This is a genomic window from Methanolobus sp. (assembly GCF_016278365.1).
Taxonomy (GTDB): domain Archaea; phylum Halobacteriota; class Methanosarcinia; order Methanosarcinales; family Methanosarcinaceae; genus Methanolobus.
In genome coordinates this window covers 15001-39962 of sequence record NZ_JADQBZ010000016.1, presented here as the reverse complement: position 1 = coordinate 39962, position 24962 = coordinate 15001, and the positions used below count along the sequence as shown (strand labels likewise).

Here is a 24962-nt window from a genome sequence, read left to right as displayed (position 1 = left end):
AAAATCTCGGAGTAGACGTCAATGATCTGATAGAATCACTAACGAAGCTCTTGCAGATGAATGGCTTGCATATTACCAGTACTGGGTAGGAGCTAAGGTCATCAAGGGCCCTATGAAAGAGGAGGCTGCAGCCGAACTTATACAGCATGCTGCTGATGAGCTCAGGCACGCAAGCATGAAAAGTGATGTGACGTTCTTCTAGCAATCTTTCAAGTCTCCCATTGTCACCAACATCAATCGATATAAATTCAAACAACGAAAGGAGAAAACATTATGAGTAAAGATAGCAAAAACCCAACGATGGAATTAATTGCTCTCAGTGGCATGTCAACCCGAGATTGGTGGCCAAATCAGTTGAATCTTAAAGTTCTGCACCAGCATTCCTCCAAGTCCAATCCGATGGGTGAAGAGTTCAATTACGCTGAGGAATTCAAGAAACTCGATCTGCAGGCCGTGAAGAAAGACCTCTATGAAATGATGACCGACTCCCAGGACTGGTGGCCAGCCGATTATGGTCACTACGGAGGACTCTTCATCCGGATGGCGTGGCACAGCGCAGGCACCTACCGCATGGGCGACGGCCGTGGTGGGGGAGGTTCCGGGAACCAGCGCTTTGCGCCCCTAAACAGCTGGCCGGATAACGTCAACCTCGACAAGGCTCGGCGGCTGCTCTGGCCAATCAAGCAAAAATACGGCAGAAAGATCTCCTGGGCGGACCTCATGATCCTGGCTGGCAACTGTGCTTTAGAATCAATGGGATTCAAGACCTTCGGTTTTGGCGGCGGGCGCGAGGACATCTGGGAGCCGGAAGAAGACGTATACTGGGGTTCAGAAAAGGAATGGCTGGCTACAAGTGACAAGCCTCATAGCCGTTACTCTGGTGAAAGGGATCTCGAAAATCCCTTGGCTGCAGTGCAGATGGGCCTGATCTACGTGAACCCGGAAGGTCCGGACGGCAATCCGGATCCGCTCGCCTCTGGCAAGGATGTTCGAGAGACTTTTGCACGCATGGCCATGAACGATGAAGAGACCGTCGCGCTTGTCGCCGGTGGGCACACTTTCGGCAAATGCCATGGCGCTGGTGATGCGGCGCTGGTTGGTCTGGAACCTGAAGCTGCTCCCATCGAAGAACAGGGTCTTGGCTGGAAGAGCAGCTTTGGCAGTGGCAAGGCCGGCGATACGATCTCCAGCGGCATTGAGGGAGCATGGAAGCCAAACCCAACCCGATGGGATATGGGCTATCTGAAGGTCCTGTTCAAATACGATTATGAGTTGGTCAAAAGTCCTGCCGGTGCGAAACAGTGGCTGGCCAAGGACGTTGAGGAAGAGGACATGATCATCGATGCCCACGACCCGTCCAAAAAGCACCGACCCATGATGACCACTGCGGACCTTTCGTTAAAGTTCGATCCGATTTACGAGCCAATTGCACGACACTACCTGGAAAACCCCGAGGAGTTTGCAGACGCTTACTCCCGAGCCTGGTTCAAGCTGACCCACCGTGACATGGGGCCACGCTCGCGCTATCTCGGCCCGGAGGTCCCGCAAGAGGAACTTATCTGGCAGGACCCTGTTCCGGCAGTGGATCATGATCTGATCGACGCACAGGATATCGCAGATCTCAAGAGCAAGCTACTTGCCTCGGGATTGTCTGTTTCACAACTAGTCTCAACAGCCTGGGCATCGGCGTCCACGTTTCGCAGCTCCGACAAACGAGGAGGGGCGAACGGAGCACGCATTCGTCTTGCGCCTCAGAAAGATTGGGAAGTCAACCAGCCTGAACAACTTGCCAATGTGCTTGAGACCCTTGAGGGAATCCAAAAAGAGTTTAACAACGCTCAGCCTGGTGGGAAGAAGGTTTCACTTGCCGACCTGATCGTCCTGGGTGGATGTGCAGGTGTCGAACAAGCGGCAAAGAATGCCGGCCACGATGTGACCGTTCCATTCACTCCGGGACGCACGGATGCATCAGATGAACAAACCGACATTGTGGCATTCAGTGTACTCGAGCCCAAAGCAGACGGGTTCCGCAACTACCAGAAAGTCAAATACGCTGTATCGGCAGAGGAAATGCTGGTGGATCGGGCACAACTGCTAACATTGACCGCTCCTGAGATGACGGTTCTCATAGGCGGTATGCGCGTCTTGAATACCAATTTCGGACAGTCCCAACACGGTGTTTTCACCAAACAGCCGGAGACGCTCACCAATGACTTTTTCGTGAATCTGCTTGACATGAGCACGGAGTGGAAGGCAGCCTCGGAAGACAAAGACGTGTTCGAGGGTCGTGATCGCGCAACAGGCGAATTCAAGTGGACCGGTACCCGTGTCGACCTGATCTTCGGTTCGAACTCCCAGCTGCGGGCCCTGGCGGAAGTCTACGGATGTGAGGACTCCAAGGAGAAGTTTTTGAATGACTTTGTGGCGGTGTGGAACAAGGTAATGAACCTTGATCGCTTCGACATCGCCTGATCGTAACATCAACTCCCTCCCATATAATGGCTGACGATCATTTGATCATAAGGTTCCCTTCAACATCTTGTGGGTAATTGAATCCACAGGGAACCTTTCTCTAACCGAGCATTTAGAGCAAATGTTAGTCTGCCTCTGTATTTTTTTATAAAATGCAATGTACCCTTAGAAAATCTTCTCCTCTTCCAATCAGAATAAGAGTTGCTTAGTATCTTTTTCAGGAAACATGCATAACTTAGACCGGTTTCAAGAGGAATATTATTTGAAGAAGTATCCCGATATGCATTCCCCCGTCTTTAGACCGGGGAGGTTTACGATAAATTGAGGAAGGATGCCTGTAACCTAACTTCAGCTCCTGCGGAGATGCACTCTGGTAAACAGGCATGATCGTGGTAACGATTGGTAGTTAGTACTGGCCAAAAACAATTGAAGGGAGATTACTGGTATTTTTACTTTCAGTCTATGCACTGGCAATATTCGGATATGTAGCTGCATGCAAGTGTACTTATTGGGAAGGAATAGCTTTTGATATTAAAAATTAAAACTATGACTTCCCGACAACTAGGTTATTTTCCTGATCTCCCTCTAGGTGATTTAAGAGTTCCGCCTCCGGTCTTAATATTGCCCATGCTCTGGATGGTCTGGCTTTCGGTTTTGATGCCTCCCAACTCATGAAGGGTACGCCCACTGGGCTCTTCTAAAGACCTGTCCCTTGAGTGCACACTTTCGCCGATTATCTCAGTTTCAGTATAAGGACATTTATAGTCATAATGCTCATAAACGCAAGCTGCATACTCGGTCCTGGCTTCATTAGAAAGGTTCAGCCACTTGTCTCTGTCAAATCCCGGAGCTTCTTTCAATCTTTCTTTATCGATATCGAGAATATAGATATTTTCATCAATATTCATAGTCAAAGATGAGAGAGGTATGCCGAAAAGCTTGTTGCCAACCCCCATAAAACCACCAAAGGATATCACAACATAAGCAATCGAATTACTTGTCAGATCAAGTACAACCTCCTTAATCTCTCCAAGTTCTTCACCTTTTCTGTTTACCACCTTCTCTCCCTGTAAAGAAGAAGCTGGTGTTATCACTGGAACTGTCACTACTATAACCCCCTTTATTTGCGATACAGACAATTTGTTTACCTGTTATCAATTATTATGGGAGTTCAGTTTATTTATGTATTGCGAACTTCAGCTCCGTAAAAACCCTCATTATTCAGAGAAAACAATAGTTGGCAATAATTGAAAATGTACTAACTATTATTGATCGGCCTTTCCAAAATTGACCAGATGATGTTGATTTAGATAGGTTTTCTACAGGGCTGTTTTCTGTATTTCGATTCTCTTTTTGCATTCATTTGTGCCTTCTTCCATTATGTTGTCATCAATTTAGGCTGCTATCCTAGAATTAAGGTGAAAAGCAACAAAAACATAAAGATCTGGGGTTTTGTGGACAGTAAGCGCTTGGATCTATCATATATTTAAAAAAGAGGAGTAACAATTCAACCCACTAAAAACATTATCAACAGCCATTTAATCAAATATCTGATTGGCAAATTTCTTTGGTATCATTTCTTTTGATTGTTGCTATTGATTCCTTTTTTAATTTTTGATTTATTGGTAACCAAACATATCATTTTCGATGAAATCAACATCAATAAGCTGATAATAGCAGGCTGAATAGTCACAAAGAAGGTTTTGATCCGACACCATCATATTATTTATAATATATAGATAACTTTATAATAAAGCGCACTCTACTATTGTAATAATGCACATCTAACATTTATTTAAATAAAATGGTGGATCTATTGAAAACATATACTTTTTGGAAACTAATTTCCATAGGCTTGATCATTTTTTGCATGTTTAGTACAATATCTTTTGCTGCCTCTGGTACATATTATGTAGAAGAATTTAATCCTGAATTCAGTGCATATATGTCAACCCTTAAAGAGAATAATACAGAAGGGTTTAATGTTGATCTGAACATGTATTCTGAATCAAACCGGGTAAATGCATTAGGAGAGATTCCCGCTCCTATTGATCATATTCACCTAACACCGCCCAAAAATTCAGAGATCAGTTTATTAGATATAGATCCAGGTTTACCTGTGGCATTTGATCTCCGAGACTTAAATTATGTTACACCTGTCAAAGACCAGGGTCCTGTGGGATCGTGTTGGGCATTCGCTTCGCAGGGTTCTCTTGAATCAAACCAACTTAGGGCAACTGGTATTGAATGGAATTTCTCTGAAAATCATATGAAAAACCTTTTAAATATCTGGGCAGGAAGTTCATATGAACATCATTTTGATGCTGAAGAAGGCGGTAATGCCTATATGGCAGCTGCTTATTATACTAGAGGAGATGGACCTGTTTTGGAAAGTGATGATCCCTACAATCATTCTTATCATCTATCGCCCAATGACATTGAAAAACAAATAACTGTCAACAACATATATTTTCTTCCTCTTAGATCAGGCCCACTTGACAATAATGTTCTAAAGCAAACAATTTATGAACACGGTGCACTTTATACCAGTATTGCCTGGCTGGTTAATGCTAGCAATGAAGAAAGTCCGTATACCACATATTACAATCCCACATCAGATTATGATGGGGGGCATGCTGTTTTATTAGTCGGCTGGGATGACTCTTTTTCCATGGATAATTTTCCCGAATCATCAAGGCCTCCTGGTGAGGGAGCATTTTTAGCAAAGAATAGCTGGGGGACAAACTGGGGTGCAAATGAAGGTTACTTCTATATTTCATATTACTCTTATTCTCTGGGAAACAGATCAAATGTCTTATTCCTGGAAGGGAATTCCGGGGATGTATATAAGAACATTTATCAATATGATATGTTAGGCAACACACAAGAAATAGGATATAATCAAACACATGCATGGGCATCTAATATTTTCAGATCCGATACAGATGAAGCTATTAAAGCTATCGGCTTCTATACAACTACATCTAACACTAACTATAATATATCTATATATCTTGATCCTGAAGATCCTGTTGTATCACCGATAAGCAACAACATATGTCTGGATGGGCTAACGGGATCTAAAGAGTTTGCCGGATATCATACTGTTGAACTACCAGATCCGATCGTTATTCTGGAGAATATCAATTTTTCCATAGTTATAGAGTTTGAACATGATTCATATCAATATCTGATCCCAGTTGAGTCTCCAATAGCTAATTATTCAAGTCAGGCTACTTCTGGTCCTGGTGAAAGTTTCATTAGTCAGAACGGAACTGTGTGGGAGGATATAGGAAGTTCCCTTGGGAACGTTTGTATCAAAGCATTTACTGTGGATGGTCCGCGTGAAGTTTATGTGGGAGAAAATAAAGAATACGGAAATATAAGCGCTGCAATGGACGTTGCAAACAATGGCGATACGATCATTGTCAGTGATGGGATCTATACTGAAAACATGTTGATTGACAAGGAGATCGTGATCCGTTCTGAAAATGGATCCGCAAAAACTATTATAAAGCCTGCCACAACTGCTGAGCCTGTATTCAATCTCACGGCAGATAATATCAGTATAAGTGGTTTTAACATTACAAGTGGTAGTGCAGATGTAAATTATGGCATCTACGTCAGCTCGGTTTCAAGCTGTAATATTTCAAACAACCTGATATCCGGATTCTATATAGGTCTGCTCTTTTATGACTCTTGTGACAATGTTATAATGAACAACAGACTGAACTCTAATTTAATGAATGTTTATTTTGGCGATTCAACAAAAAATATTTTTACCAATAATACGCTGATATCATCTGATTTCAACTTTGGTGTTTATGGACCTGAATTAGATCATTTCATTCATTATATCGATGATAGTAACACTGTCAATGGGAAAACACTCTATTATTGGATTAACGTATCAGATGCTGAAATTCCCTATGATGCCGGGCAAGTATATGTTGTGAACTCTAGCAATGTCACTGTGAAAGACATTGAAATATCACATGGTTTTGACGGTATAGCATTTGTACATACGGACAACTCTATGATAAAAAATGTTACAGCAATTTATAATGACTATGCTATCTCTCTTATAAATTCCAGTTCCAATATTGTCGATGGCATCAGGACTGATGACAATTACCATGGAATATATGTCGAACATTCTGAACATAACACTTTTATTCATAATGTCATTAGTAACAGTAATTACGATGGTATTTTTGTCTATGAATCTAATTATAACAATTTTACCGGCAATACTGCTAATAACAATTGTATAGATTCGATATTATGGACATGCTCAGGTATTTACCTTGAAGCATCTGACAATAACAGTTTGATCAGAAACATTGCTAACTTCAATTCTGAATCCGGAATTCATCTTAGAGGGTCTGATAATAACACTTTGATCCAAAATACTGTTAATTCTAATTCCTTGATGGGGATATACCTTTATGGGTCAGCTAACAACATATTGACAGAAAATATCGCTAATGAGAATATTTTCAGTAGTATTGTCCCGGGGGGGGTAACTCTTGACAGGAGCTCTTTTGAGAAAGACCCGGCAGAGATAAAAATTATTAAAAAACATGATCCGGTCAAAAATGATGTGACTTTAAACAGCATTTCGATCAGCGGTATAGATATATCACCCGGATCGGGTATTTCTTTAATTTCCAGTCCGGATAATAGCTTGACGGCAAATCAGGTGCTGAATAACACATATGAATTTGCTGCTATGGGATCTGAGAACGTTACAGTGAACGATCTGATATTGAGCTGTGACAATGCATCTCTTAGCTTCTTAACTGATGCGTATACCCTCCGCCTGACAGGCAATGATTCACACGACACATCCCTGTTAGGAAAAACCAATGTAAATGGTTATATAGACTTGTTCCGCAGTGTCCCGGCACATCTGGATAACATGCCTGTTACATTTTCCTATGACGATTGCGGCATGAGCAGTGTAGGCGAATCATCTGTTAGCCTTTACAGGCTAAATGGAAACGAGTGGGTGAAAGTTGCAAATACCGTGCTTAATATCAATGACAATTATGTTTCTGCAGCTATTAGTGCAGTTGACGCAAATCCGTTGATAAATGATGCTGTCTTTGAAACTTATGAAGCTACCTTTTCCCTTTTCAAGGATTTGGAAAATTCTTTATCTGATTCTTTCGCCGTTAACTCTGGCAGTTCTGCTATGGCCAAAGAAAGAAGGGACGGGACCATAAGCTATTTGCCGGTAGGTAATGAAGGAGAGATAAAAGATGACTTTATTGTTAGCTCATCATCGGGATCTACCACAATTACTCTCTATAACGGAACAAAGGCCACAGATCCTTTAGGAGATCCTGTGGATAGGATAATCGTCACAACACCAGCATCCTTGCCTGAAGACGTCCCTGCGGAGCTTTTATGGTCCGGTATTTACTTAAGGTTTGGCCCATCTGGGACAAGTTTTAGTCAGGATATCATGTTAACTATTGATTTTGATCAACAGGACCTTGAAGGCAGATCCCCGGTCATCTACACCTACACTTCAGAAGACGGCTGGATCGCCCTGGAAACAACAGTCGACTGGGAGAACGGCAGAGCAACGGCCTATATCAGCCATTTCTCACTCTATGCACTGTTTGGGACTGACTCTGAGCCTGTAAAAGAAGTCTCATTCGAGCCAGCTTTAGAAAATACTGAACAGGTATTGGTTGAAGAAGCTCCTGTAGAAGAATCCGCCGATGAAAAAGGATTTGGTTTCGTTCCATGGGTAATTGGAATTGTGCTTGTAATTGGTCTGGGGCTCATCTATGGTAATAAGAAAAAGAATAACAATGGGCTTTAAGCCCATTTTTCTTGTGAACCTTCATGATACAATCTACAATACTTTCACTTTTTTAAGATAGCAATAGCTAAGAATATAGCCAGAACAACAAAAATTAATTCCAAATCTGGAATTGCTTTTCCATTTACTAAATCTTCGTTAACAAGCTCTCCTGGGGGATATGTTAGTCCTTCTACGAAATCTTCACTAGCTATCAAGGAGATATTGCTTTCATTTGTTGTAACATGGCTATTAAATGAATGAGGATAAAGATAAAATTGTGGAGTGGATGATGAGTATTTGTTTGCAATGTTTTGTGCCTCTTCATATGTAACATCCTCATAAAAACAGATTACAATCTCTACATGTCCATCTTCCATCCTTGCCCATTCCGGCACGTTCAAACCAAAAGTACGATCGTATTTATTCTCAACAGGTATCTCTCCCATCCATCGAAGGCCGGCTTCAGCAGGAAGATCTGCAGGAGTAAGGCTTGCAGGCATTGAAACAACAAATGAATACGTACCAGCTCCATGGACAAAATTAACACCACGTTCTTTCAACATTTCTTGCTGCTCTTCATTGGGATTTGCATAGAACTGAAGTAACATATGTTTTCTTTCAGTCTCGTTTGCTTTTGTACTACCTGATACCCCTACCCCATCTTGTCCTTTATTCTGTAGATTTTTACCAAATTCCATCGGTTGAGGGGTGAACTTTTCGCCACCATACCTATCAAAATTATATTTATCTGAGTCATTCGTCTGATTTGCATTTGCTACTGAGACACAAAGCATGAAAACCAAAAACAATATTATTGTTTTACCCCGATTTGCTGTCATTTATATTACCACACTATTGTTTTACTGTTCTCTTTTTTGAATTTAATACTAAACTATGTTAGTAAAGAAAAGTATATATTCGCCCTATATAAGCATGCCCATCATTTGAAATATTATTTGCATGTGTAAACCAAAAATTCGGCTGGTCCTGAAAATCCCATAGGTAAACAGGATTATTTCCTCTGAAAGAGAAAAGTAAATCATAATCTACACCACTTTTGAAAGCTTTCGTGGAGTCATCGACACTCAATGAATATGGACTAGCTTCGTCTGAGCTTACACCAGCAGCTAAGTATGTAGTGTCTGGGGAAAACTGAAGACCAGTAAATTTGATCCGATCACCCACTTCTGGTAATGAACTAATATCAAGGATTTTCTCACAGGATGGTACATTCCATATGGTCATTTGACCGTCTCCGATGCCTGCAATATACTCACCATCTGAAGACAGATCCATAGTCGCAGTCCGTCCATTAAAAGCAGTAAACTTTCTTAGAACATTTCCTGTATCAGTTTCCCATATTATAATACATCCATCGCGGATTGTAAGACCTGCAAAGACATTTCCATCATTTGAAAAATCAAGATACTTGACAACGTTATCGGTTTTTATAATCCTGGCAACTGTCATGGATTCCAAGTCCCATAATACGATGCGAGGATTACCTGAATAGCTTGCAACGAGATAATTGCCATCGAGCTGGTTTCCTTCCGACAATAGGTTGTAGTGGTAAGCGTGGTCTAATAAACTTCCATTGTTTATCAGAGAGTTCTCTGAATTCCATTCACATCCCCATAATACAAGTATAAATGAGGGTTTTATCGTTTTAAGATGGGTTTTTCATATATCTCCGATGATATATCCAATTTCATTTTTATCCAATAAATAAGATTATATATCTAATTAATCTTCTAGTAATTATGGATACTAAAAAACTTATAAACCGAATTGCATATCTTAATATATCAGTTGCTATTATTTTTGTATTAGTGATTACATTTTTAGATGTCAGTGAAACAACAATATATTGGATAATAGCTCTGTGGTTTTTAATTTCATCACTAATACCTATTATTTCTGCTATGGAGAATTCAGATTAACCCCTCTTTTTTAAGTATCGGATAAATCCAAGTTGTTACTCGTCCCGCTTTATCCCCGATTTTTATGTTTTTATTGCTTTTCTCTTTATTTATAGGAGAGCTTACGCTATCCTAGACAATTCTCCTCCTTTTCAGTGTTCTCAATTGATGAAGATTAAAAGAAAAAACTGTCATCAACATCTTCATATTTACTCTTTTTACTGGCAGTGTAGCGAATTTGCTGTAAATTCCCTGTACCTCTATCTGTTCTTATTCTTCCATAGATAAATATCTGTTTCCAGTGATCCATTCTTCATTGATGTCTATCAATATTGAGACTGCAAGTCTCAATAACGACTCATCATTAGGGAATGCCCCAATGACCTGCTTCTCCTTTTGAGTTCCTTGTTGATTCTTTCTAAGATATTCGTATTCCTTATCTTCCTCAAATGCTCTTTTGGAAATGCCTGGTAGTTATGAGTATCAAAGTAGAATTTTTCCAGTGTTTCAATGGCTTTGTTAAACCTTCTTTCCTCAAAGAATTGGACTACTTCCGCTACTTTGCTGGATCCTCTATAGACCTCTTGATTCTCTCTGCCACTTCTGTCTGAAAGTCCCATATATCCAAGAGCTTCATTTATCCTTTTAGCCCGCTCTTTCTTTTCAATATAAAAAAGTTTGGCAAACATGAGCAGGTTCTCGTAACCTGTAAGGTCTCCATTAGCAGTGCAATACGTAGAGCTTGTTGTCCAATGATAAGGTTTTGCTGTTCTATAATGCCAAGTAATCGAGTTACAAGTTCTACTACTGCTTCAGGACCAGCTTCATAAACTGCAAGTATCTCTTCACGGTCTATACAAATCCCTCATTCTGATAGACGTTTTTTATGACATGGCAGAAATATTTTACTTATACTTAGAATGAAGTCATAGTATATTGTTTTTTGCATCATTAGCAATGATTAGGCTGAATAGTTACCTTACTTTTTGCTAGGTACATTTTCTGTAGACTCATGAGCATTCTTATTTTTGTATTTATTTATATTGTATTGTATAATAACAGCCAACATGGAAAATGACAATGTTAAAATAAGCAAAAACAAACTAAACTCATCTTCTGCCCACAATAGATAAGCATTAGCGGAAGCGGTCGCAATAGCAATAACTCCGAAAATACGTGACATATGTTGATAGAATTGTGTGTCCATGTGTAATCCTCTGTTGATACTATCATCCTTTTCTTAAATAAAATTAAAGGAGAAAATTTATCTCTCCTTTAAATATAGAAGTAATCTACTTCAACATGCATTCCAAGAGATGGAGTCAAGAAGAAATCGAGGTATATATTACGATAATCAACATCGTAATACTCGGGGATTGCTGCAAGAACAGCAGCAGCAATTGCAGCCAGTCCTGCTGCAACGGTTAGGCCAAAAAAGGCCATTACAGCTACAATTATTCCACTTGACACTAAAAGATCTGCGTACTGAAGATCATTATAGATCAAAACTGATCCTAGAGGAGCATAGCTTGGAACGTTAATCTTAGTCAATCTAAGCAAACCGATAGATGGAGTGTTGCTTAAAGAAACTAACATATCTTGATTGACAATATCAACTTGTTCTTTTGGCACTTCTACAACTTCAGCGGATTTCTTAGTTACGCCATCAACAGTCAGTGATTGCTCGTAGTTGAACAAAATGCTTTCTTGCTTTTCTTCAATAATAGATAAATCCATCACAAAATTAAAATTTTGTCCAACATATTCAGCATGATTAGATCCATCTGCTTTTATCACTCCTGAGAATGTTCCCTCAGTTTTCAGTGTTTTAAGCTTGGAATTCACCTCTTTCTGGACATCGATCTTGAAGTTACCATCGTAGTATAGATCATTACCAACTTTTTCATAGTTGGTCGTTTTCGCACCAATGTCATCATCAAAACGGATCGCAAAAACCTTTCATCCCATCAGGTCCAGCATCCTTCTTTTCTCTTTATCGCTGTGCTTTACAGCATCTTATATTGCTATTCTCATCGGTATGCTCCTTAAGCTGCTTCTGGCTTGTTATCCATCGGTTGCAGGCTGTACTGAGGATGAAGCCGTTGACGGAGCTTATGTCTGCGTTGCTGGAGAAGGCTCCTTTGTTTACTTCCAGGGAAGGAAAGACTATAGGGTAAGTAGAGAATATCCTACAATATACAATACTTTCGCTTTGCTTGGTTCATGTGTATATAATCTGAAAATAATAGCTGTATATGCTCAGGTATGATACACGCCTCCTAAGCGCTTCTGGGTGTCCTGTATCATACCATCCCCTCATTTTCTTCAAATATCATAAGTTCCTCCCCACTATCGCTATCTTCCTCGTAGACTTTGAAGAAAAAAATGCCTACATGATAACACTTATAATACATGAATATTCTTTCAGGTGTTGTTCCCTTATACGCTGTTAGATCTCTTCAAACATTCTTCGTATAAATTTATCATAAATGTTTTAAAATTTACCTTGTCTTTGAACAGGATAATCCATATGAAATGTAACATATGCTCGTAACAAAAATAAAAGAAACGAATATTTGCGTCAGTAGATTTAGATTTTATACGCGTTTCGTCCTGAAGTTTAAAGCCATCTTCCAATTTCCACTTTCTTTTGTACGAGGCAATGATATGGCCAAAGTCAATTTCTGTTTGGTTAGTGACAAACATCCAGTCATATAACTTATCAGTATTTCTACCAAATATCTGTTTTAGCATTCTCAGAGTGCTCTCATTCTTCAGTGTCGTTTGGTTTATATCTAATTTTAATTTTGAATGTCTTGTCTCCATTGTCGCTTCTTCCATTTGGTTCAATTCACTTCTAATTTTTGAGTTGTTAGGAACAAAGATCAGGTACGGATGCATTGAGCCAGAAAAGGTTAGTATAAGTTCCTTGCTGTAAAATCCTTTATTCAACATAATGAGGGAGATTGATTTTACCATTGGTTCAGTAACTGTGAGACACCATACTATGGCATGTGTTATATTTTGTCCCATCCAAATGGGAATGGAAACTAAAGGGATATTTTGCGGAATATCTGAACTGACAATTGAACATGTAAGGAATTTGAATTTTTTCGTTTCTGTATCTCTTCTTCCCCACCTGGATATCAAAAAGCCCTGAGGATTTCCATAAAAATCTTCATCAGTATAGTCAAAGGCCAGTATGACATCCTTTTCTGGAAGACCAACTTCTGGACCCAACAGTTTGACTGTTTGAATGTATTCCCAGTAAATACTAGAAATTGATGTGTTCTTTATGGCGAGGTGTAAGGAATCTGCCCGGCTTCCAATCGTTTCAACATATGTGTTGCCAATCGAAGCTTTGAGAAGGTCTTGATTGTAATTGAAGCCCGATAAAAATTTGTCAGCGGGTTTCAGACCGAGAGCTCTATCAATAAACGTATCTAAAATTTTTACTGTACGAAGATAATCATTTGAATCTGTAGTCATGTTATCTAGACTTAAACCGTGCGTTTAAGACATCCTTGAATCTGTCCCACTTGTGTCAGCAAGCTGACCTTTGGGAGCTATGTTTTTCTCTGCTTACTCTTGCTTTTTCACTACTGGAATCCATATTTCACTTTTCACCAGTGGTGAAGATAGATCTTTATCTCCTATCCATAAGATTTCAGGCCCAGCACCTACTTCATAGCTTGAGGATGGAAGCCATTCAGAGTAAATACGTCCCCAGGTGTCTTGCAATACACTAGGAAACGGTCCAGTTGCATCGAATACTGCCCACAATGAAGCAGGGACTTCAAGTTGTGATAGATTATCTGATCCTCTTTTGGTTGTTGCTACACCAATATAATGATCCAATTCTCCATTTTCTGTCATTCGTCCCTCTGAGAAATTTGCAGAGGCGTTGATTATCCCAGAAGGTTCTATATTGGAGAGAGATAGAAGCTGATTTAATAATTCATCATTCATTTGTTGCCACATGGCTTCAATTTCAGGATTTACTCCCTGAAAGATAATAGGGACTCTTTCCTTTAAACCAACTATGCGAAATGCATCTTTCTCTATAATTCTGGCTTTCATTTTAATCACTTCAACGAACTCAAAGATTGTATAATATATACTGGTTTCTTTTTCCAGCATCTCCGACTAACCTTAAAAATATTCACTCAAAGATATGCTGCCTCCTACATTTGCGGCTTTCACTATCTTTGAAATATCAATATATGTTTTCAAAATAATGATTACATATGCACAGGTATGTTTTGGACGCCCTACGCGCTTCTGGCGTTCCTGTATCATACCTTCTCCTTGTTTTTGTTCTTATAGCATCTGCTGCTTTTTGCCGAAATCCAGCAAACGATGTCGCAGCAACATTAATCATTCTCATATCAATGCCTGTGACTCCATGTTGCTTTGGGCGGAGGGATAAATATATAATAACAGATAATGTTATTATTATAATAATCTGAATGATATATGTCTGAGTGATTGAATGCAAGAAAAGTCTCTACAAAAGCTGAACGACAAAGAATACAATGTAGTCAAAATGTTACAGACTCTCAAAGTTAAAAGATCTCATGCGCTGGTAATTGTAGCACTTGCTGGCCAGAAAGAAATGAAATCGTTTGAGATCGAAAAAGTGACTGGCCTTTGTCAGCCTGAAGTAAGCAATGCAATGAGTCACCTTATGAAGAAGGATTGGATAAGTGTGCAGCAAGATCCATTTGTTGAGCAGAAAGGCAGACCATATAATCTGTATCAACTGAAATATCCATTGAAAGCAATCATCAAAGCACTTGAGAAGCAAATCCTCCAGGAACAACAAGAAACATTCAAGATCATTACACGATTGAAAGAAAGAATTTGAGGGCCGATAATTACACTTCCTTATCAAGACTTGTCTGAGTCTAAGCCTTCCAAAGGACTCTTGTTTTGCCAGTAGAGCCAGCCATTGTTCCAATTACAATGAAACCATGTATTCAGGCATTTCATAGTATTTACTTGACCGCTATTACCATGGTGAGCCTGACATCTGACATGGAACGTGTCCTGTCCATATGTGATGCAGTGGAGGGATTATTTTACAAGAAAAAGATCGAATCCATTAGAAATTCTCTTGCAGTATAAAAAAGGCCTGATCAGTTTCTTTTTGATTTCCTCTTGACAGTATAATGTATGGTCTGCGCTATAACCCTACCATTTTCTATCACAAAGGAATCTGTCCCATCATTCACATAATGGTTTCCGCCTTCTCCCTTCCACTCTAAAAAAGCAATTTTCCCCTCAACCAGCTTATTCGTATATTCGAACTTTGCATTTGGCAATTCTTCATTCAGAAGCTCGGCAAGATATGTTATTCCGTCATAACCTGAGAATTTGCCTTTAGTAGTCAGGATTATGCAATTTTCTGAATAGTTCTTCTTCATGTCGTCTTTGTAATTCAATTCTTTAGCACAGCGCAAATGGTCCTCAAATACCTCTTCAGTTGAACGATTTGATATATTCACAACTATTCCCCATGCATAATTTGTAACACCAATATGAAATAAGTTTAACAACAATGAATAAGTAATTTAGAGTATCAGTACTCCTACACATTGATGTCATTAGATTGGTTGACTTACAGTTCTGTAATCGGTGTCGAATCTTTGAGGTAGTATTCCAAAAGTTCTCTTCCCCATTGTATTACTTCTGGATTGGTATTTACCAGTCTTATATTATCAACTGTACTATCGTTTATTAATGGCCTTAATGAGATACATGTATCACACTGCACAAAGTGACTGCTCCCTCGACTAAAGTGCGCGGGCTTCTACGGTTTCTATGCCGACAGATTGCAATCCCAATCTGAGAAGTCTGAGCTTGTGGACGTATTCTCGCTGGAGAAACAGATGAAGCAAGAAGACCACTTATTTTAATGGGTGATGGTCCACATCTGCTACTATAAGAACAAGAAAGAGGCCTTTATGACCTTGGATCATCGAAAAACTGGACTGTATAATAAAAATAATAATGTAGTTGATACTGGTCCTAACTGTTTTGAGGCTTTTTTTTAGTGTTAGAAATATATGTTTTTGCTTGAAATGTTCTCCACTGTGTTAATCTCTACAAGTCAGACCTTCTGTATGATGTGGTCTCAAGCTAATGATCAAACAAAACAATCACTCCGCCGCAGGCGGCACGTTCCATCATCAATATATGTTGATCTAAGAAGCAGTTATCCTTCACAATAAAAAAACGGAATTTATATTTACCTATAGGTAAATACAACTATCAATATGTCAGAAACTGCTGCAGATGTAAACATTGGTGAATATCTTATCCGCAGGATAGATTCCCGGGTAAAGGCAGGTTATGCTCATTCCAGGGAAGAACTTGTAAAAAAGGCTATAGTTCACTATCTTGAAGACCTCGATCAAAGTAAAAGACGCTGTGAACTGTTCATGGAAACAGGTCATTCAGCAGAGCTTATGCATAATGCCTGGAAACAGCCTGTTCCGGCAGATGAAGCTCTGGAAATGCTTGCGTCTGTTGGCGGGAATCTTGATAAAGATGCAGTAGATGAATCGGTTCAGAATACAAGAAAGTCCGTAGATAGCGAATATGCACAGGCATACAGGAATCTGGAGAACAAATGATAGTTCTTGATTCTTGCATATGGATACATGCCTTCTTAAAGACAGATGATAAGTGCGTTACGGTTTTGAAGAAAGTAATTAAAGGAGATCTGAAACCTGTAGTTTCTCCCTACATTGCAAGAGAAGTCATTAATAACATCCTCCCGGAAGGAAAAAGAAAAGGCTACGATATCGATAAACTACAGACTGCCATATGGTCCATTTTCAGAGAACCATTTGTAAAGACAACATTCACACCTCTTGATTTTCAGGCAATGGTTCTGGAAGAAGTTAGAAGTCGTCCGGAATATTGTGCCCTTGCAACCGCTTTGGGTATAGAGCCAAAGGATGCACCAATAGTAGTACTTGCTTATCAGTATGCAATTCCCCTTGCAACAATGGATGTGCGCTCTCTCCTGAATGTCAGGGAAAAGGTCACCCAGTTTATAGGAGTAGACATAATCAGTACGGATGAGGTCCTGGCGATCTATTGAGCTAACGCACTTTAAAAAACACGACACAATCCACCGCATTTTTGTAAGTTCCATCCATATCCCGGGCTCTTGTATCGCTTGTCCAGGACTCTGCTGATCGGTCTGCTGAGATTTGGTGCATGCTCTTTGGCGGGTCTGATAATGGCGCAAACATACAGGTGGCAGACCGTGCGGTCTGCGTCCAAAAAAAGAATCACCCTGAAGATCAGCAGTTTTCAGTTTCTATCTCGCTAAGGCTAACTTCCCCTGCAGCAAGCGGATGGACACGCAGGGAAGGATCATTAATTTTCGCATAACTTTATCTATAAATCAGGACTTTTCCAGTGTGTAAAATACATTAGCGTGCTTAAAGGGAAGCAAGGTCGGGCATTTCAACAATTCCCTTTGCCTTTTCAATTATTTCCACATCAAGGGTGACCAGGGGGATTCCAAATTCTTTTGCAACCTGTATGACTATTGCATCCATTCCCCTTACTCCGATATCTGCGGCAATCCCTGCGGCAGAAGATGAGCTAACAGCGTCAAGATCAACAAAACGAAAAGTCCCTAATGCGAGCAGGTCATCCTTAACTCTTGTAGCAAGTTCTTTTGATCCTGTCCGTCTTCTGATGGCTGCCACAACCTCTACAAGTACCGTATAAGGTTCAATGGCTATATGCTCCTGATCTTTAATTTGCCTGAGAAGTTTTAGTGCAGGTAAATGATCTTTCTCCTGCCTCCTGAGGGCAGCAACAATCACAGAACTATCAAGGCAAAGATGCACAAGATCACCATTTTTCTCTCTGGGATCTTATTTCGTCAACAGAAGTACCATCTTCCCATTTATCGGATATTTTTTCTGAAAGGTCCATCAGGTCATCCCAGGCTTTTTCAGATGCGTGCTTATCGACAGGTATAGAAGCAATCATTTTCTTCACCTGCGAAAGTTCATGTGATATCCGGTCAAGACGCCTAACTAAAAAATCAGAATCTTCCATCATTGTATCCTCTGTTAGCTATAGTAAGTTCTAATATATCATCATATATGTTTATTCCTCTCTATTTATTGGAGGATATCAAATTAGCTCTTGAAAACCGTATTCTAATTTGACGGCGTAGCAGCCGGATGAAATATTTTAGTGATCATATTTAAGACACGGATCAACACCGATTAACACAGATGAAAATTTATGTTATTTTTAGTGACAGAGACATAGTCTTGAATCTGTGCTTATCCTATAACCCAAGCATCCTCTTCGGACAACCTGGACCCCCGCAGTAACAGAACAAAAGAAAAGCATTCAAATATAAGAGCAAAACAACCACCCCGCCGCAGGCGGAACATTCCACTATGAATGATCGTAAAAAGCAGAGAAGCCACCTGATATTATTCTGCGTTTCCTGCTCATACAGCAACCTCAATCTGTCTGACATAATCAAACCCGGGAAAGTTTTTAATGCAAATGCATCTTATAAAGATCCCAATAAAAACCTATAGAAGATCAAGCATCCCTGATCAACTCATTATATTCTTCAATCGAAATACTGATCTCATTAAGAATAACTCTTATCAGAGGTCTGGCAAGCTCTTTACTAGAATGGAAGAGAACAGTAGTTGTCCTGCCGTTTGCATGCCTGTAAAAAGCATGACTGCTCTTTTGCCTTGTTTTTTCAAATCCAAGCCGATACAACATCTTTTCCATTGTTTTGGCATCTACCAGCGGTAGCCTGCTCATACAGTGACCTCTATCTGCTGAAGACCAACAAACTCCGGTATTGATTCTTTTTCCTCAGGGTCCATTTCTTCAAGGCAGAGTTCAATCACTTCCTTTAACCTTACATGTAATTCATCCAGTGTATCAGCCTGGGTATGAGCTCCGGGAATGCCCGGGACAATCGCAACGTAGCAACCTGTTTCTACATCTTTCTCGATGTAAGCGGTGAATCTGGTAATCATCTTTAATCTGTATAATATCTACATTTGTACTATATATGGACTCTGCAGCGAACTACATCTCGGCTAAAGACCAAGACAATTCCTGCTTCAATCCTTCATCTTTACTTCTCAGATTTCTGTTGATGCACATTAGTATTGTGGAAAAGGCATGCTAAGAAAGATCATAAATGACGTGAAAATCTCAAGGGATGAGTGGATCAGCCTGGTAAATAGCCTTATCACATTCTGATAGTTCTATTTGTTTTATGCAAGTATTCAGAAAGTATCGTTTCCATTGTTTTGGCATCTACCAGCAGTAGCCGGCTCATACGGTGACCTCTATCTGTTCACCATAATCAAACCCGAGGCTTGCACTTCAAGTTCTCAGTTAGCTGAGCAGAGCACAATAGGCTGGTTGATAGCAGCCCTTGATGGAATGTTCTTGCTGGCATTCCAGTCTGCATTTGGGTATGACCACATTTCTGACAGGAGAATGTATCTGTTCTTTTCTGTTCTTTCATGAAATATGACCGCATACTGAACATTGCTTTGATGTATATGCAGGATCAACAAACCTTACAATAACTCCGTGCATCCTTGCCTTGTATTCTGTGAAGTTGCAGGCATCTTTCTTCAGTTTATCGTGGAACTTATGCCATAGACACTATAGTTATTTACATCCTGGGTATATACTTAAGTCATCTACGAGAGAAATTCACTGAAGAAATACTTACATGTATAGTAAATCTATGGTTGCAAGAAAATGTCGTATACATTTGAAATTGTAATTGTCGCTATTTTGATTTTACTGAATGGCATCTTTGCTATGTCAGAATTTGCTCTTGTTTCATCTAAAAAAACCCGCCTCAAAAAAATGACCGAAGAGGGAAATACAGGAGCTTCCGCTGCACTAGAGCTTGCGAATAATGTAACTCCATTCCTTTCAACAATCCAGATAGGGATTACTTTGATAGGTATTCTTGCCGGTGCATTCGGTGGAGCTACTATTGCGGAGGGGCTTGCAAACTATTTAAGCGAAGTAACGATCCTGGGTCCATACAGCAATGTGCTCAGCATAATCCTCGTAGTGGTCATAATAACTTACATGACCTTGATCTTTGGGGAGCTTGTCCCAAAAAGACTTGCACTGAGTAGGGCGGAGGATATTGCCATAAAGGTTGCCAGGCCCATGATGCTCCTTTCTTTAATAGCAAGACCTTTTGTAATCATTCTCAGTGCTTCGACCGAGGCTGTACTTCGAGCAATGCGGATCCAGGATACTAAGAACCCTCCAGTGACAGAAGAGGAGATCAAAATCATGCTTGAGGAGGGAACTGAGGCCGGCGTATTTGAAACTGCAGAAATGAGCATGATCGAAGGTGTGCTTGAAATTGGAGACCTCCGTGTTGAATCTTTAATGACCCATCACACAGATATCATAGCTCTCGACTTGAATGATAATGCCGATGAGAATCTCCAGAAAATAATTCACAGCGGCCGCTCTTATTTTCCTGCATATGAAAAGGATCTGGATAATGTTCTCGGGATAGTATCTATAAAGCAGGTTTTGGCAAATCTGGTAAAATCAGGGACTGTCGATATACGAGAGAATACAATAAAGCCTCTCTTTGTACCCAGGTATCTTCCTATCCTGAAACTCCTTGAGTTGTTCAAGGGGCTTGGTGTGCATATTGCTTTGATCACCGATGAGTATGGCGGTATTGAAGGACTTATTACTTTACACGACATCCTTGAAGCTATAGTGGGTGATGTCAGATCTCTTGGTGAGCCAATAGAAATGCCGGTAGTTTTGAGAGAAGATGGTTCATGGCTGATTGAAGGAGATACACCTATAGAAAAACTAAAAGATATTCTCTCCATAGACTATTTTCCACAAGAGGAACTTGGATATTATCGGACTATTGCAGGATTGATGATGTTTAACCTACAGCGTATACCAAAAACAGGGGATCACATTGAGATAAACGGGTTTCGTTATGAAGTAGTGGACATGGATGGGAATAAAGTTGACAAGGTATTGGCTATGAAAATATCACAGGCTCCATAGATTGCTGTGATGCTTTGCGGAGAATAAAGAGTGTTTATGAAATATGAAGAAGCTTTTTTAAATTTGAATAGTTCCCGCGAGGGGCTATCAAAAGAAGAAGTTGCGAATAGGCTTGGAACTTACGGTCTTAACCAACTTGAAGAAAAGAATAGGATCACGCCTATTAAAGTGCTGGTAAGACAACTTGCTAACGTAATAATCTGGGTATTGGCTGCAGCAGCTATCATAGCACTGCTGGCAGATGAAGTGATAAATTTCTGGGCTATAACCGGTATCATCCTTTTCGTAATAGTAATGGGATTCATGCAGGAGTACAGGGCAGAAAAGTCCATGGAAGCTCTTAAAAAATTCGTGCAGCCTCTTACAAGAGTGCGCAGAGGAGGGACATTGCAAGAAATACCCTCACAAAATGTTGTTCCCGGGGATATTCTGGTACTGGAGAGTGGAGATATTGTACCAGCTGATGCTATCGTCTTTGAGATGATCGGGGTGCAGCTGGAAGAGGCAGCACTGACCGGGGAAAGTGTACCCGTGAGCAAGGAAAAGGATGAAATCATCTTTGCTGGCACTCAAATCGTACGTGGTAAATGCAGTGCACTTGTGATTGCCACTGGCATGGACACAGAACTTGGAAAGATCGCCGGATTGGTCCAGCAGGCTGAAGAAGCCACTCCTCTGCAGAAAAAGATTGCAAGGCTCACACGCACACTTGCTATTCTAGCATTGATCGCCTCTCTGGTGACCTTAATTTCAGGAATATATAGCGGTGCACCAGTATCAGAGATACTTTTGATATCCATTGCTTTGGCTGTGGCAGCAGTGCCTGAGGGGCTACCCCTTACCATGACCATAACTCTTGCAAACGGGATGCGTCATATGGCACAACATAATGCTATCATACGCCGGATGCTGGGTGTAGAGACACTGGGTTCTACTACTGTAATATGTACTGACAAAACCGGCACCCTTACCCGCAACGAGATGACTGTAAGAAAAATAATTCTGCCTGGTCGGGAGATCTATGTAACCGGAAAAGGCTATGAACCCATTGGAGAGCTGCTTTCCGATAATTCGCCTGTTGATCTTGTAAATGAGAAGGGACTGGAACTTTTGCTGAAGGCCGCTGCTCTATCCAACAATGCTGCACTGGAAGAAGCGGGAAAAGAATGGAAAGGCATTGGGGATCCTACGGAGGTAGCTTTACTGGTGGCTGCAGCTAAAGCCGGGATATGGAAAGGTAAACTTGAAGATGAAATGCCCCGATTGCAGGAAATGATCTTCACCTCAGAAAGGAAGATGATGAGTACAGTTCACAGTACACAAGAGGAGGGCGTGGTTTTTACAAAAGGCGCTCCTGAAGTGGTGCTTGACAGATGTATGTACATACATAGTTCTTCAGGAGTGAGAGAGTTCACAGGACAGGACCGCAAAGAGATATCTGAGATCAATCATACACTTGCGCAGGAGACCTATCGTGTGCTCGCTTTGGCATACAGCCCTATTCACGGTACTAGTGAAGAATTGGAAAACAATATGACCTTCCTGGGGCTTGCAGCTATGATAGACCCACCCAGGGAAGAGGCAAAAAGAGCCATTGAGACCTGCCATAAGGCAGGCATTAAAGTAATTATGATCACCGGAGATAATCAGGAGACAGCAAAAGCCATTGCCAGAGAGATTGGCCTGTCTGATGGTACTGTATCTCTTGAAGGGATCACGGATGAAAAAATAAGAGGCATTTTGGCCGATGGTGCCATTACAGGCAGAGAACTTGACGATCTTAGCGATAAAGAGTTCAGTGATGTAGTGGAAAAAGTGAGTATATACGCGCGAGCACGCCCCGAGCAGAAGCTTAGGATCATCAGATCACTACAGGATAGAGGGCACGTTGTAGCGATGACCGGAGATGGGGTCAACGATGCACCAGCACTGCGGAAAGCTGATATCGGCATCGCGATGGGTATCAAAGGGACCGATGTAGCAAGAGAAGCCAGTGTAGTGGTACTTCAGGATGACAATTTCGCCACTATCGTTGAAGCTGTGAAGATGGGCAGGGGTATCTACTCTAATATCGAGAAGTTCACCACATATCTGGTGTCCCGCAACTTCACCGAGGTTATACTGATCCTGCTGTCCGTAGCACTTCTGGGATTTGATTACATACCTCTACTGGCACTGCAGATCCTTTTCATTAACATGTTCAACGAGGTAGTTCCTGCTATTTCCCTGGGTATGGAACCTGTGAGAGAAAGCATAATGTCCAAGAGACCTCGTGATCCTAAAGAAGAGATCCTGGGACGGAGAAATCTTACCCTTGTGATCAGCACCGCGCTTACTATGAGCATTGTTTCTTTCCTTGTATTCCTGCTGGCTGATCCCTTTGCGGACCTGCAGAAGGCAAGAACCCTGACGTTCGTTACTATAGTCAGTATGGCGTTATTCGTTCCCACTGCCTTCAGATCTCTTGAAGGGTCTGGCCTCAATAGAGACTTACTCTCCAACAGATCGATGCTGAAAGGCATGCTTATAACTCTCATACTGATTATGTCTGCTTTATACATTCCTATATTGCAGATTGCATTCGAACTGACGCCCCTGAGTCTTATGGAATGGGTGCTGCCCATAGGAGCCGCGTTCCTTACTCTGCTCATAATAGAGGGGATCAAGTTTGTGATCAGGAGTACACAAAGAGGGTAGACATGAAATCAGTGCACTGATGAGAGTATTGTCTGTAGTAGAGTGGATATATAGGGTTGGGTGTAAACAGTTCTTGAAAGCCGCTATTATAAATAGCGGCTTTTATATCAGAAGATAGGGATTTTTATACATTCGAAGCTGGAGCAAATTAAATCGCCGTTGACAATATCTGTGTATCGTTGAACGGTGAGGAAGCCTATACTGTATAAGTGGCAATTTACAGATGTTCAGTTTTTGTTTTTGGGGTATCAGCGGAATTTGATAACAAATGGACAAGGTACAATCATGAAGATCGTTAGTAAGATCCCGGCAACAAACTCTCAGAGACATGATAAACTAATAGGGGATGGGTGGACGGCACTGAAAGAGCCTCAAAGCCTGATGACTGCAATGGCAGCCTCAATCCCACTGGCTATTCTCAATCTTGTGCTGACAATAGGGATATTCTGGCTGTTCCAGCCATTCAGGATGGCAGACTTTGGCTTCAACCCGGACGGATTCAGCATAAGCATCAGCCTGCCGGCTATTGCGGGCCTGCTATTGCTTTTGATTACTCACGAAATGCTGCACCTGGTGATGGTCCCAGATTTCCTTTCTTCTGGCAGTACATACATGGGCATCACCTATGCGGGGGGATTTGTTTACACCGAAGAGGAGATTCCAAGATTAAGATATCTGCTGATCACAATACTGCCTTTTGTCATTATCTCGGTACTGCTGCCCCTGGTACTTGGAAGTGCGGACCTGCTGGCAACCATGGCAATGGCTCTGATCCTGCTAAACTCTATGGCATCTTCAGTAGATGTATTGAGCTTCATCCTCGTGGCAACTCAAGCACCCGTCGGATCACACATGACAAGCAATGGCACAAAGACCTACTGGAAACAGAAGTAGTCTTGAGCTTGCTCCAGACTTATTGAGGACTGTACTTGCACTTCTCTCATCCCTGAGCATCTCAAGCT

At 40.9% G+C, this 24962-nt stretch carries 26 protein-coding genes and 1 pseudogene; 12 read left to right on the top strand and 15 right to left on the bottom strand.

Annotated features, from left to right (window positions below):
• The first annotated feature begins 34 nt into the window (after positions 1 to 34).
• Together QZZ22_RS14085 and katG are read left to right on the top strand one after the other, a co-directional pair.
• On the top strand, positions 35 to 202 hold the full coding sequence (locus QZZ22_RS14085; protein WP_342765113.1) for a ferritin-like domain-containing protein: 168 nt from the start codon (positions 35 to 37) through the stop codon (positions 200 to 202).
• Between the two features lie 71 nt (positions 203 to 273).
• On the top strand, positions 274 to 2472 hold the full coding sequence (gene katG / locus QZZ22_RS13580; RefSeq protein ID WP_292465866.1) for a catalase/peroxidase HPI: 2199 nt from the start codon (positions 274 to 276) through the stop codon (positions 2470 to 2472).
• Between the two features lie 566 nt (positions 2473 to 3038).
• Here katG and QZZ22_RS13575 read toward each other — a convergent pair.
• Positions 3039 to 3578, bottom strand: a complete 540-nt coding sequence (locus QZZ22_RS13575; RefSeq protein ID WP_292465864.1) for a PRC-barrel domain-containing protein — start codon at positions 3576 to 3578, stop codon at positions 3039 to 3041.
• Positions 3579 to 4288: 710 nt separating this feature from the next.
• On the opposite strand from QZZ22_RS13575, the gene QZZ22_RS13570 reads away from it, so the two are divergent.
• Complete coding sequence (locus QZZ22_RS13570) at positions 4289 to 8308, top strand: lectin like domain-containing protein (RefSeq protein ID WP_292465862.1); 4020 nt, start codon at positions 4289 to 4291, stop codon at positions 8306 to 8308.
• Between the two features lie 44 nt (positions 8309 to 8352).
• Here QZZ22_RS13570 and QZZ22_RS13565 read toward each other — a convergent pair whose 3' ends face one another.
• The 5 genes and pseudogenes from QZZ22_RS13565 to QZZ22_RS13545 all read right to left on the bottom strand — a co-directional run bounded on the left by QZZ22_RS13565 (position 8353) and on the right by QZZ22_RS13545 (position 12054).
• Complete coding sequence (locus QZZ22_RS13565) at positions 8353 to 9129, bottom strand: hypothetical protein (RefSeq protein WP_292465860.1); 777 nt, start codon at positions 9127 to 9129, stop codon at positions 8353 to 8355.
• 58 nt (positions 9130 to 9187) lie between these two features.
• The gene (locus QZZ22_RS13560; RefSeq protein WP_292465859.1) at positions 9188 to 9847 is read right to left on the bottom strand and encodes a hypothetical protein; all 660 of its coding nucleotides are present in this window, start codon (positions 9845 to 9847) and stop codon (positions 9188 to 9190) included.
• Positions 9848 to 10479: 632 nt separating this feature from the next.
• A pseudogene (locus QZZ22_RS13555) lies at positions 10480 to 10757 on the bottom strand (transposase); the annotation flags it as partial.
• Positions 10758 to 11188: 431 nt separating this feature from the next.
• On the bottom strand, positions 11189 to 11416 hold the full coding sequence (locus QZZ22_RS13550; RefSeq protein ID WP_292465857.1) for a hypothetical protein: 228 nt from the start codon (positions 11414 to 11416) through the stop codon (positions 11189 to 11191).
• 68 nt (positions 11417 to 11484) lie between these two features.
• Positions 11485 to 12054, bottom strand: coding sequence for a hypothetical protein (locus QZZ22_RS13545; RefSeq protein ID WP_292465855.1), 570 nt, complete (start codon positions 12052 to 12054; stop codon positions 11485 to 11487).
• Between the two features lie 193 nt (positions 12055 to 12247).
• Between QZZ22_RS13545 and QZZ22_RS13540 the strand changes: the two genes are divergently transcribed.
• Positions 12248 to 12478 carry a hypothetical protein gene (locus QZZ22_RS13540; RefSeq protein ID WP_292465852.1) on the top strand — a complete coding sequence of 77 codons (231 nt, stop codon included), beginning with the start codon at positions 12248 to 12250 and terminating at the stop codon, positions 12476 to 12478.
• Between the two features lie 170 nt (positions 12479 to 12648).
• Here QZZ22_RS13540 and QZZ22_RS13535 read toward each other — a convergent pair whose 3' ends face one another.
• Both QZZ22_RS13535 and QZZ22_RS13530 read right to left on the bottom strand, forming a co-directional pair.
• On the bottom strand, positions 12649 to 13698 hold the full coding sequence (locus QZZ22_RS13535) for a hypothetical protein (protein ID WP_292465851.1): 1050 nt from the start codon (positions 13696 to 13698) through the stop codon (positions 12649 to 12651).
• A gap of 93 nt (positions 13699 to 13791) precedes the next feature.
• On the bottom strand, positions 13792 to 14349 hold the full coding sequence (locus tag QZZ22_RS13530) for a GyrI-like domain-containing protein (RefSeq protein WP_292465849.1): 558 nt from the start codon (positions 14347 to 14349) through the stop codon (positions 13792 to 13794).
• A gap of 352 nt (positions 14350 to 14701) precedes the next feature.
• On the opposite strand from QZZ22_RS13530, the gene QZZ22_RS13525 reads away from it, so the two are divergent.
• The gene (locus tag QZZ22_RS13525) at positions 14702 to 15076 is read left to right on the top strand and encodes a transcriptional regulator (protein ID WP_292465847.1); all 375 of its coding nucleotides are present in this window, start codon (positions 14702 to 14704) and stop codon (positions 15074 to 15076) included.
• Positions 15077 to 15347: 271 nt separating this feature from the next.
• On the opposite strand, the gene QZZ22_RS13520 is transcribed toward QZZ22_RS13525, so the two are convergent.
• Positions 15348 to 15653 carry a nuclear transport factor 2 family protein gene (locus tag QZZ22_RS13520; protein WP_292465844.1) on the bottom strand — a complete coding sequence of 102 codons (306 nt, stop codon included), beginning with the start codon at positions 15651 to 15653 and terminating at the stop codon, positions 15348 to 15350.
• Positions 15654 to 15829: 176 nt separating this feature from the next.
• Positions 15830 to 15985 (bottom strand): transcriptional regulator FilR1 domain-containing protein, encoded by a 156-nt coding sequence (locus QZZ22_RS13515; protein ID WP_292465842.1) that lies wholly within the window; start codon positions 15983 to 15985, stop codon positions 15830 to 15832.
• 502 nt (positions 15986 to 16487) lie between these two features.
• Between QZZ22_RS13515 and QZZ22_RS13510 the strand changes: the two genes are divergently transcribed.
• From QZZ22_RS13510 to QZZ22_RS13500, 3 genes are all read left to right on the top strand, one after another.
• Positions 16488 to 16847 carry a hypothetical protein gene (locus QZZ22_RS13510; protein WP_292465840.1) on the top strand — a complete coding sequence of 120 codons (360 nt, stop codon included), beginning with the start codon at positions 16488 to 16490 and terminating at the stop codon, positions 16845 to 16847.
• The gene (locus QZZ22_RS13505; protein ID WP_292465838.1) at positions 16844 to 17320 is read left to right on the top strand and encodes a PIN domain-containing protein; all 477 of its coding nucleotides are present in this window, start codon (positions 16844 to 16846) and stop codon (positions 17318 to 17320) included. Before QZZ22_RS13510 ends, QZZ22_RS13505 begins: the two co-directional genes overlap by 4 nt.
• A 119-nt stretch (positions 17321 to 17439) precedes the next feature.
• A complete protein-coding gene (locus QZZ22_RS13500; RefSeq protein ID WP_292465836.1) occupies positions 17440 to 17616 on the top strand; it encodes a hypothetical protein in 177 nt (58 codons plus the stop codon).
• A gap of 50 nt (positions 17617 to 17666) precedes the next feature.
• On the opposite strand, the gene QZZ22_RS13495 is transcribed toward QZZ22_RS13500, so the two are convergent.
• The 4 genes from QZZ22_RS13495 to QZZ22_RS13480 form a co-directional block, all read right to left on the bottom strand.
• Entirely contained in the window at positions 17667 to 18083 is a 417-nt protein-coding gene (locus tag QZZ22_RS13495; RefSeq protein WP_292465833.1) for a type II toxin-antitoxin system VapC family toxin, read from the bottom strand.
• 4 nt (positions 18084 to 18087) lie between these two features.
• Positions 18088 to 18300, bottom strand: coding sequence for a hypothetical protein (locus QZZ22_RS13490; protein WP_292465831.1), 213 nt, complete (start codon positions 18298 to 18300; stop codon positions 18088 to 18090).
• Positions 18301 to 18801: 501 nt separating this feature from the next.
• Positions 18802 to 19035: a type II toxin-antitoxin system HicA family toxin gene (locus QZZ22_RS13485; protein WP_292465828.1), complete on the bottom strand. Its 234-nt coding sequence runs from the start codon at positions 19033 to 19035 to the stop codon at positions 18802 to 18804.
• Positions 19032 to 19256: a type II toxin-antitoxin system HicB family antitoxin gene (locus tag QZZ22_RS13480; RefSeq protein WP_292465826.1), complete on the bottom strand. Its 225-nt coding sequence runs from the start codon at positions 19254 to 19256 to the stop codon at positions 19032 to 19034. The genes QZZ22_RS13485 and QZZ22_RS13480 overlap by 4 nt, the downstream gene beginning before the upstream one ends.
• Positions 19257 to 19530: 274 nt before the next feature.
• On the opposite strand from QZZ22_RS13480, the gene QZZ22_RS13475 reads away from it, so the two are divergent.
• The gene (locus QZZ22_RS13475) at positions 19531 to 19758 is read left to right on the top strand and encodes a hypothetical protein (protein WP_292465824.1); all 228 of its coding nucleotides are present in this window, start codon (positions 19531 to 19533) and stop codon (positions 19756 to 19758) included.
• Here QZZ22_RS13475 and QZZ22_RS13470 read toward each other — a convergent pair.
• Positions 19753 to 19830, bottom strand: a complete 78-nt coding sequence (locus QZZ22_RS13470; RefSeq protein ID WP_292465902.1) for a zinc ribbon domain-containing protein — start codon at positions 19828 to 19830, stop codon at positions 19753 to 19755. The genes QZZ22_RS13475 and QZZ22_RS13470 overlap by 6 nt on opposite strands.
• Positions 19831 to 19998: 168 nt before the next feature.
• Here QZZ22_RS13470 and QZZ22_RS13465 point away from each other — a divergent pair, with 168 nt between their 5' ends.
• From QZZ22_RS13465 to QZZ22_RS13455, 3 genes are all read left to right on the top strand, one after another.
• Complete coding sequence (locus tag QZZ22_RS13465; protein ID WP_292465822.1) at positions 19999 to 21303, top strand: hemolysin family protein; 1305 nt, start codon at positions 19999 to 20001, stop codon at positions 21301 to 21303.
• A gap of 36 nt (positions 21304 to 21339) precedes the next feature.
• Positions 21340 to 24000 carry a cation-translocating P-type ATPase gene (locus QZZ22_RS13460; protein ID WP_292465820.1) on the top strand — a complete coding sequence of 887 codons (2661 nt, stop codon included), beginning with the start codon at positions 21340 to 21342 and terminating at the stop codon, positions 23998 to 24000.
• Between the two features lie 285 nt (positions 24001 to 24285).
• The gene (locus QZZ22_RS13455) at positions 24286 to 24894 is read left to right on the top strand and encodes a DUF3267 domain-containing protein (protein WP_292465818.1); all 609 of its coding nucleotides are present in this window, start codon (positions 24286 to 24288) and stop codon (positions 24892 to 24894) included.
• Positions 24895 to 24962 lie beyond the last annotated feature (68 nt).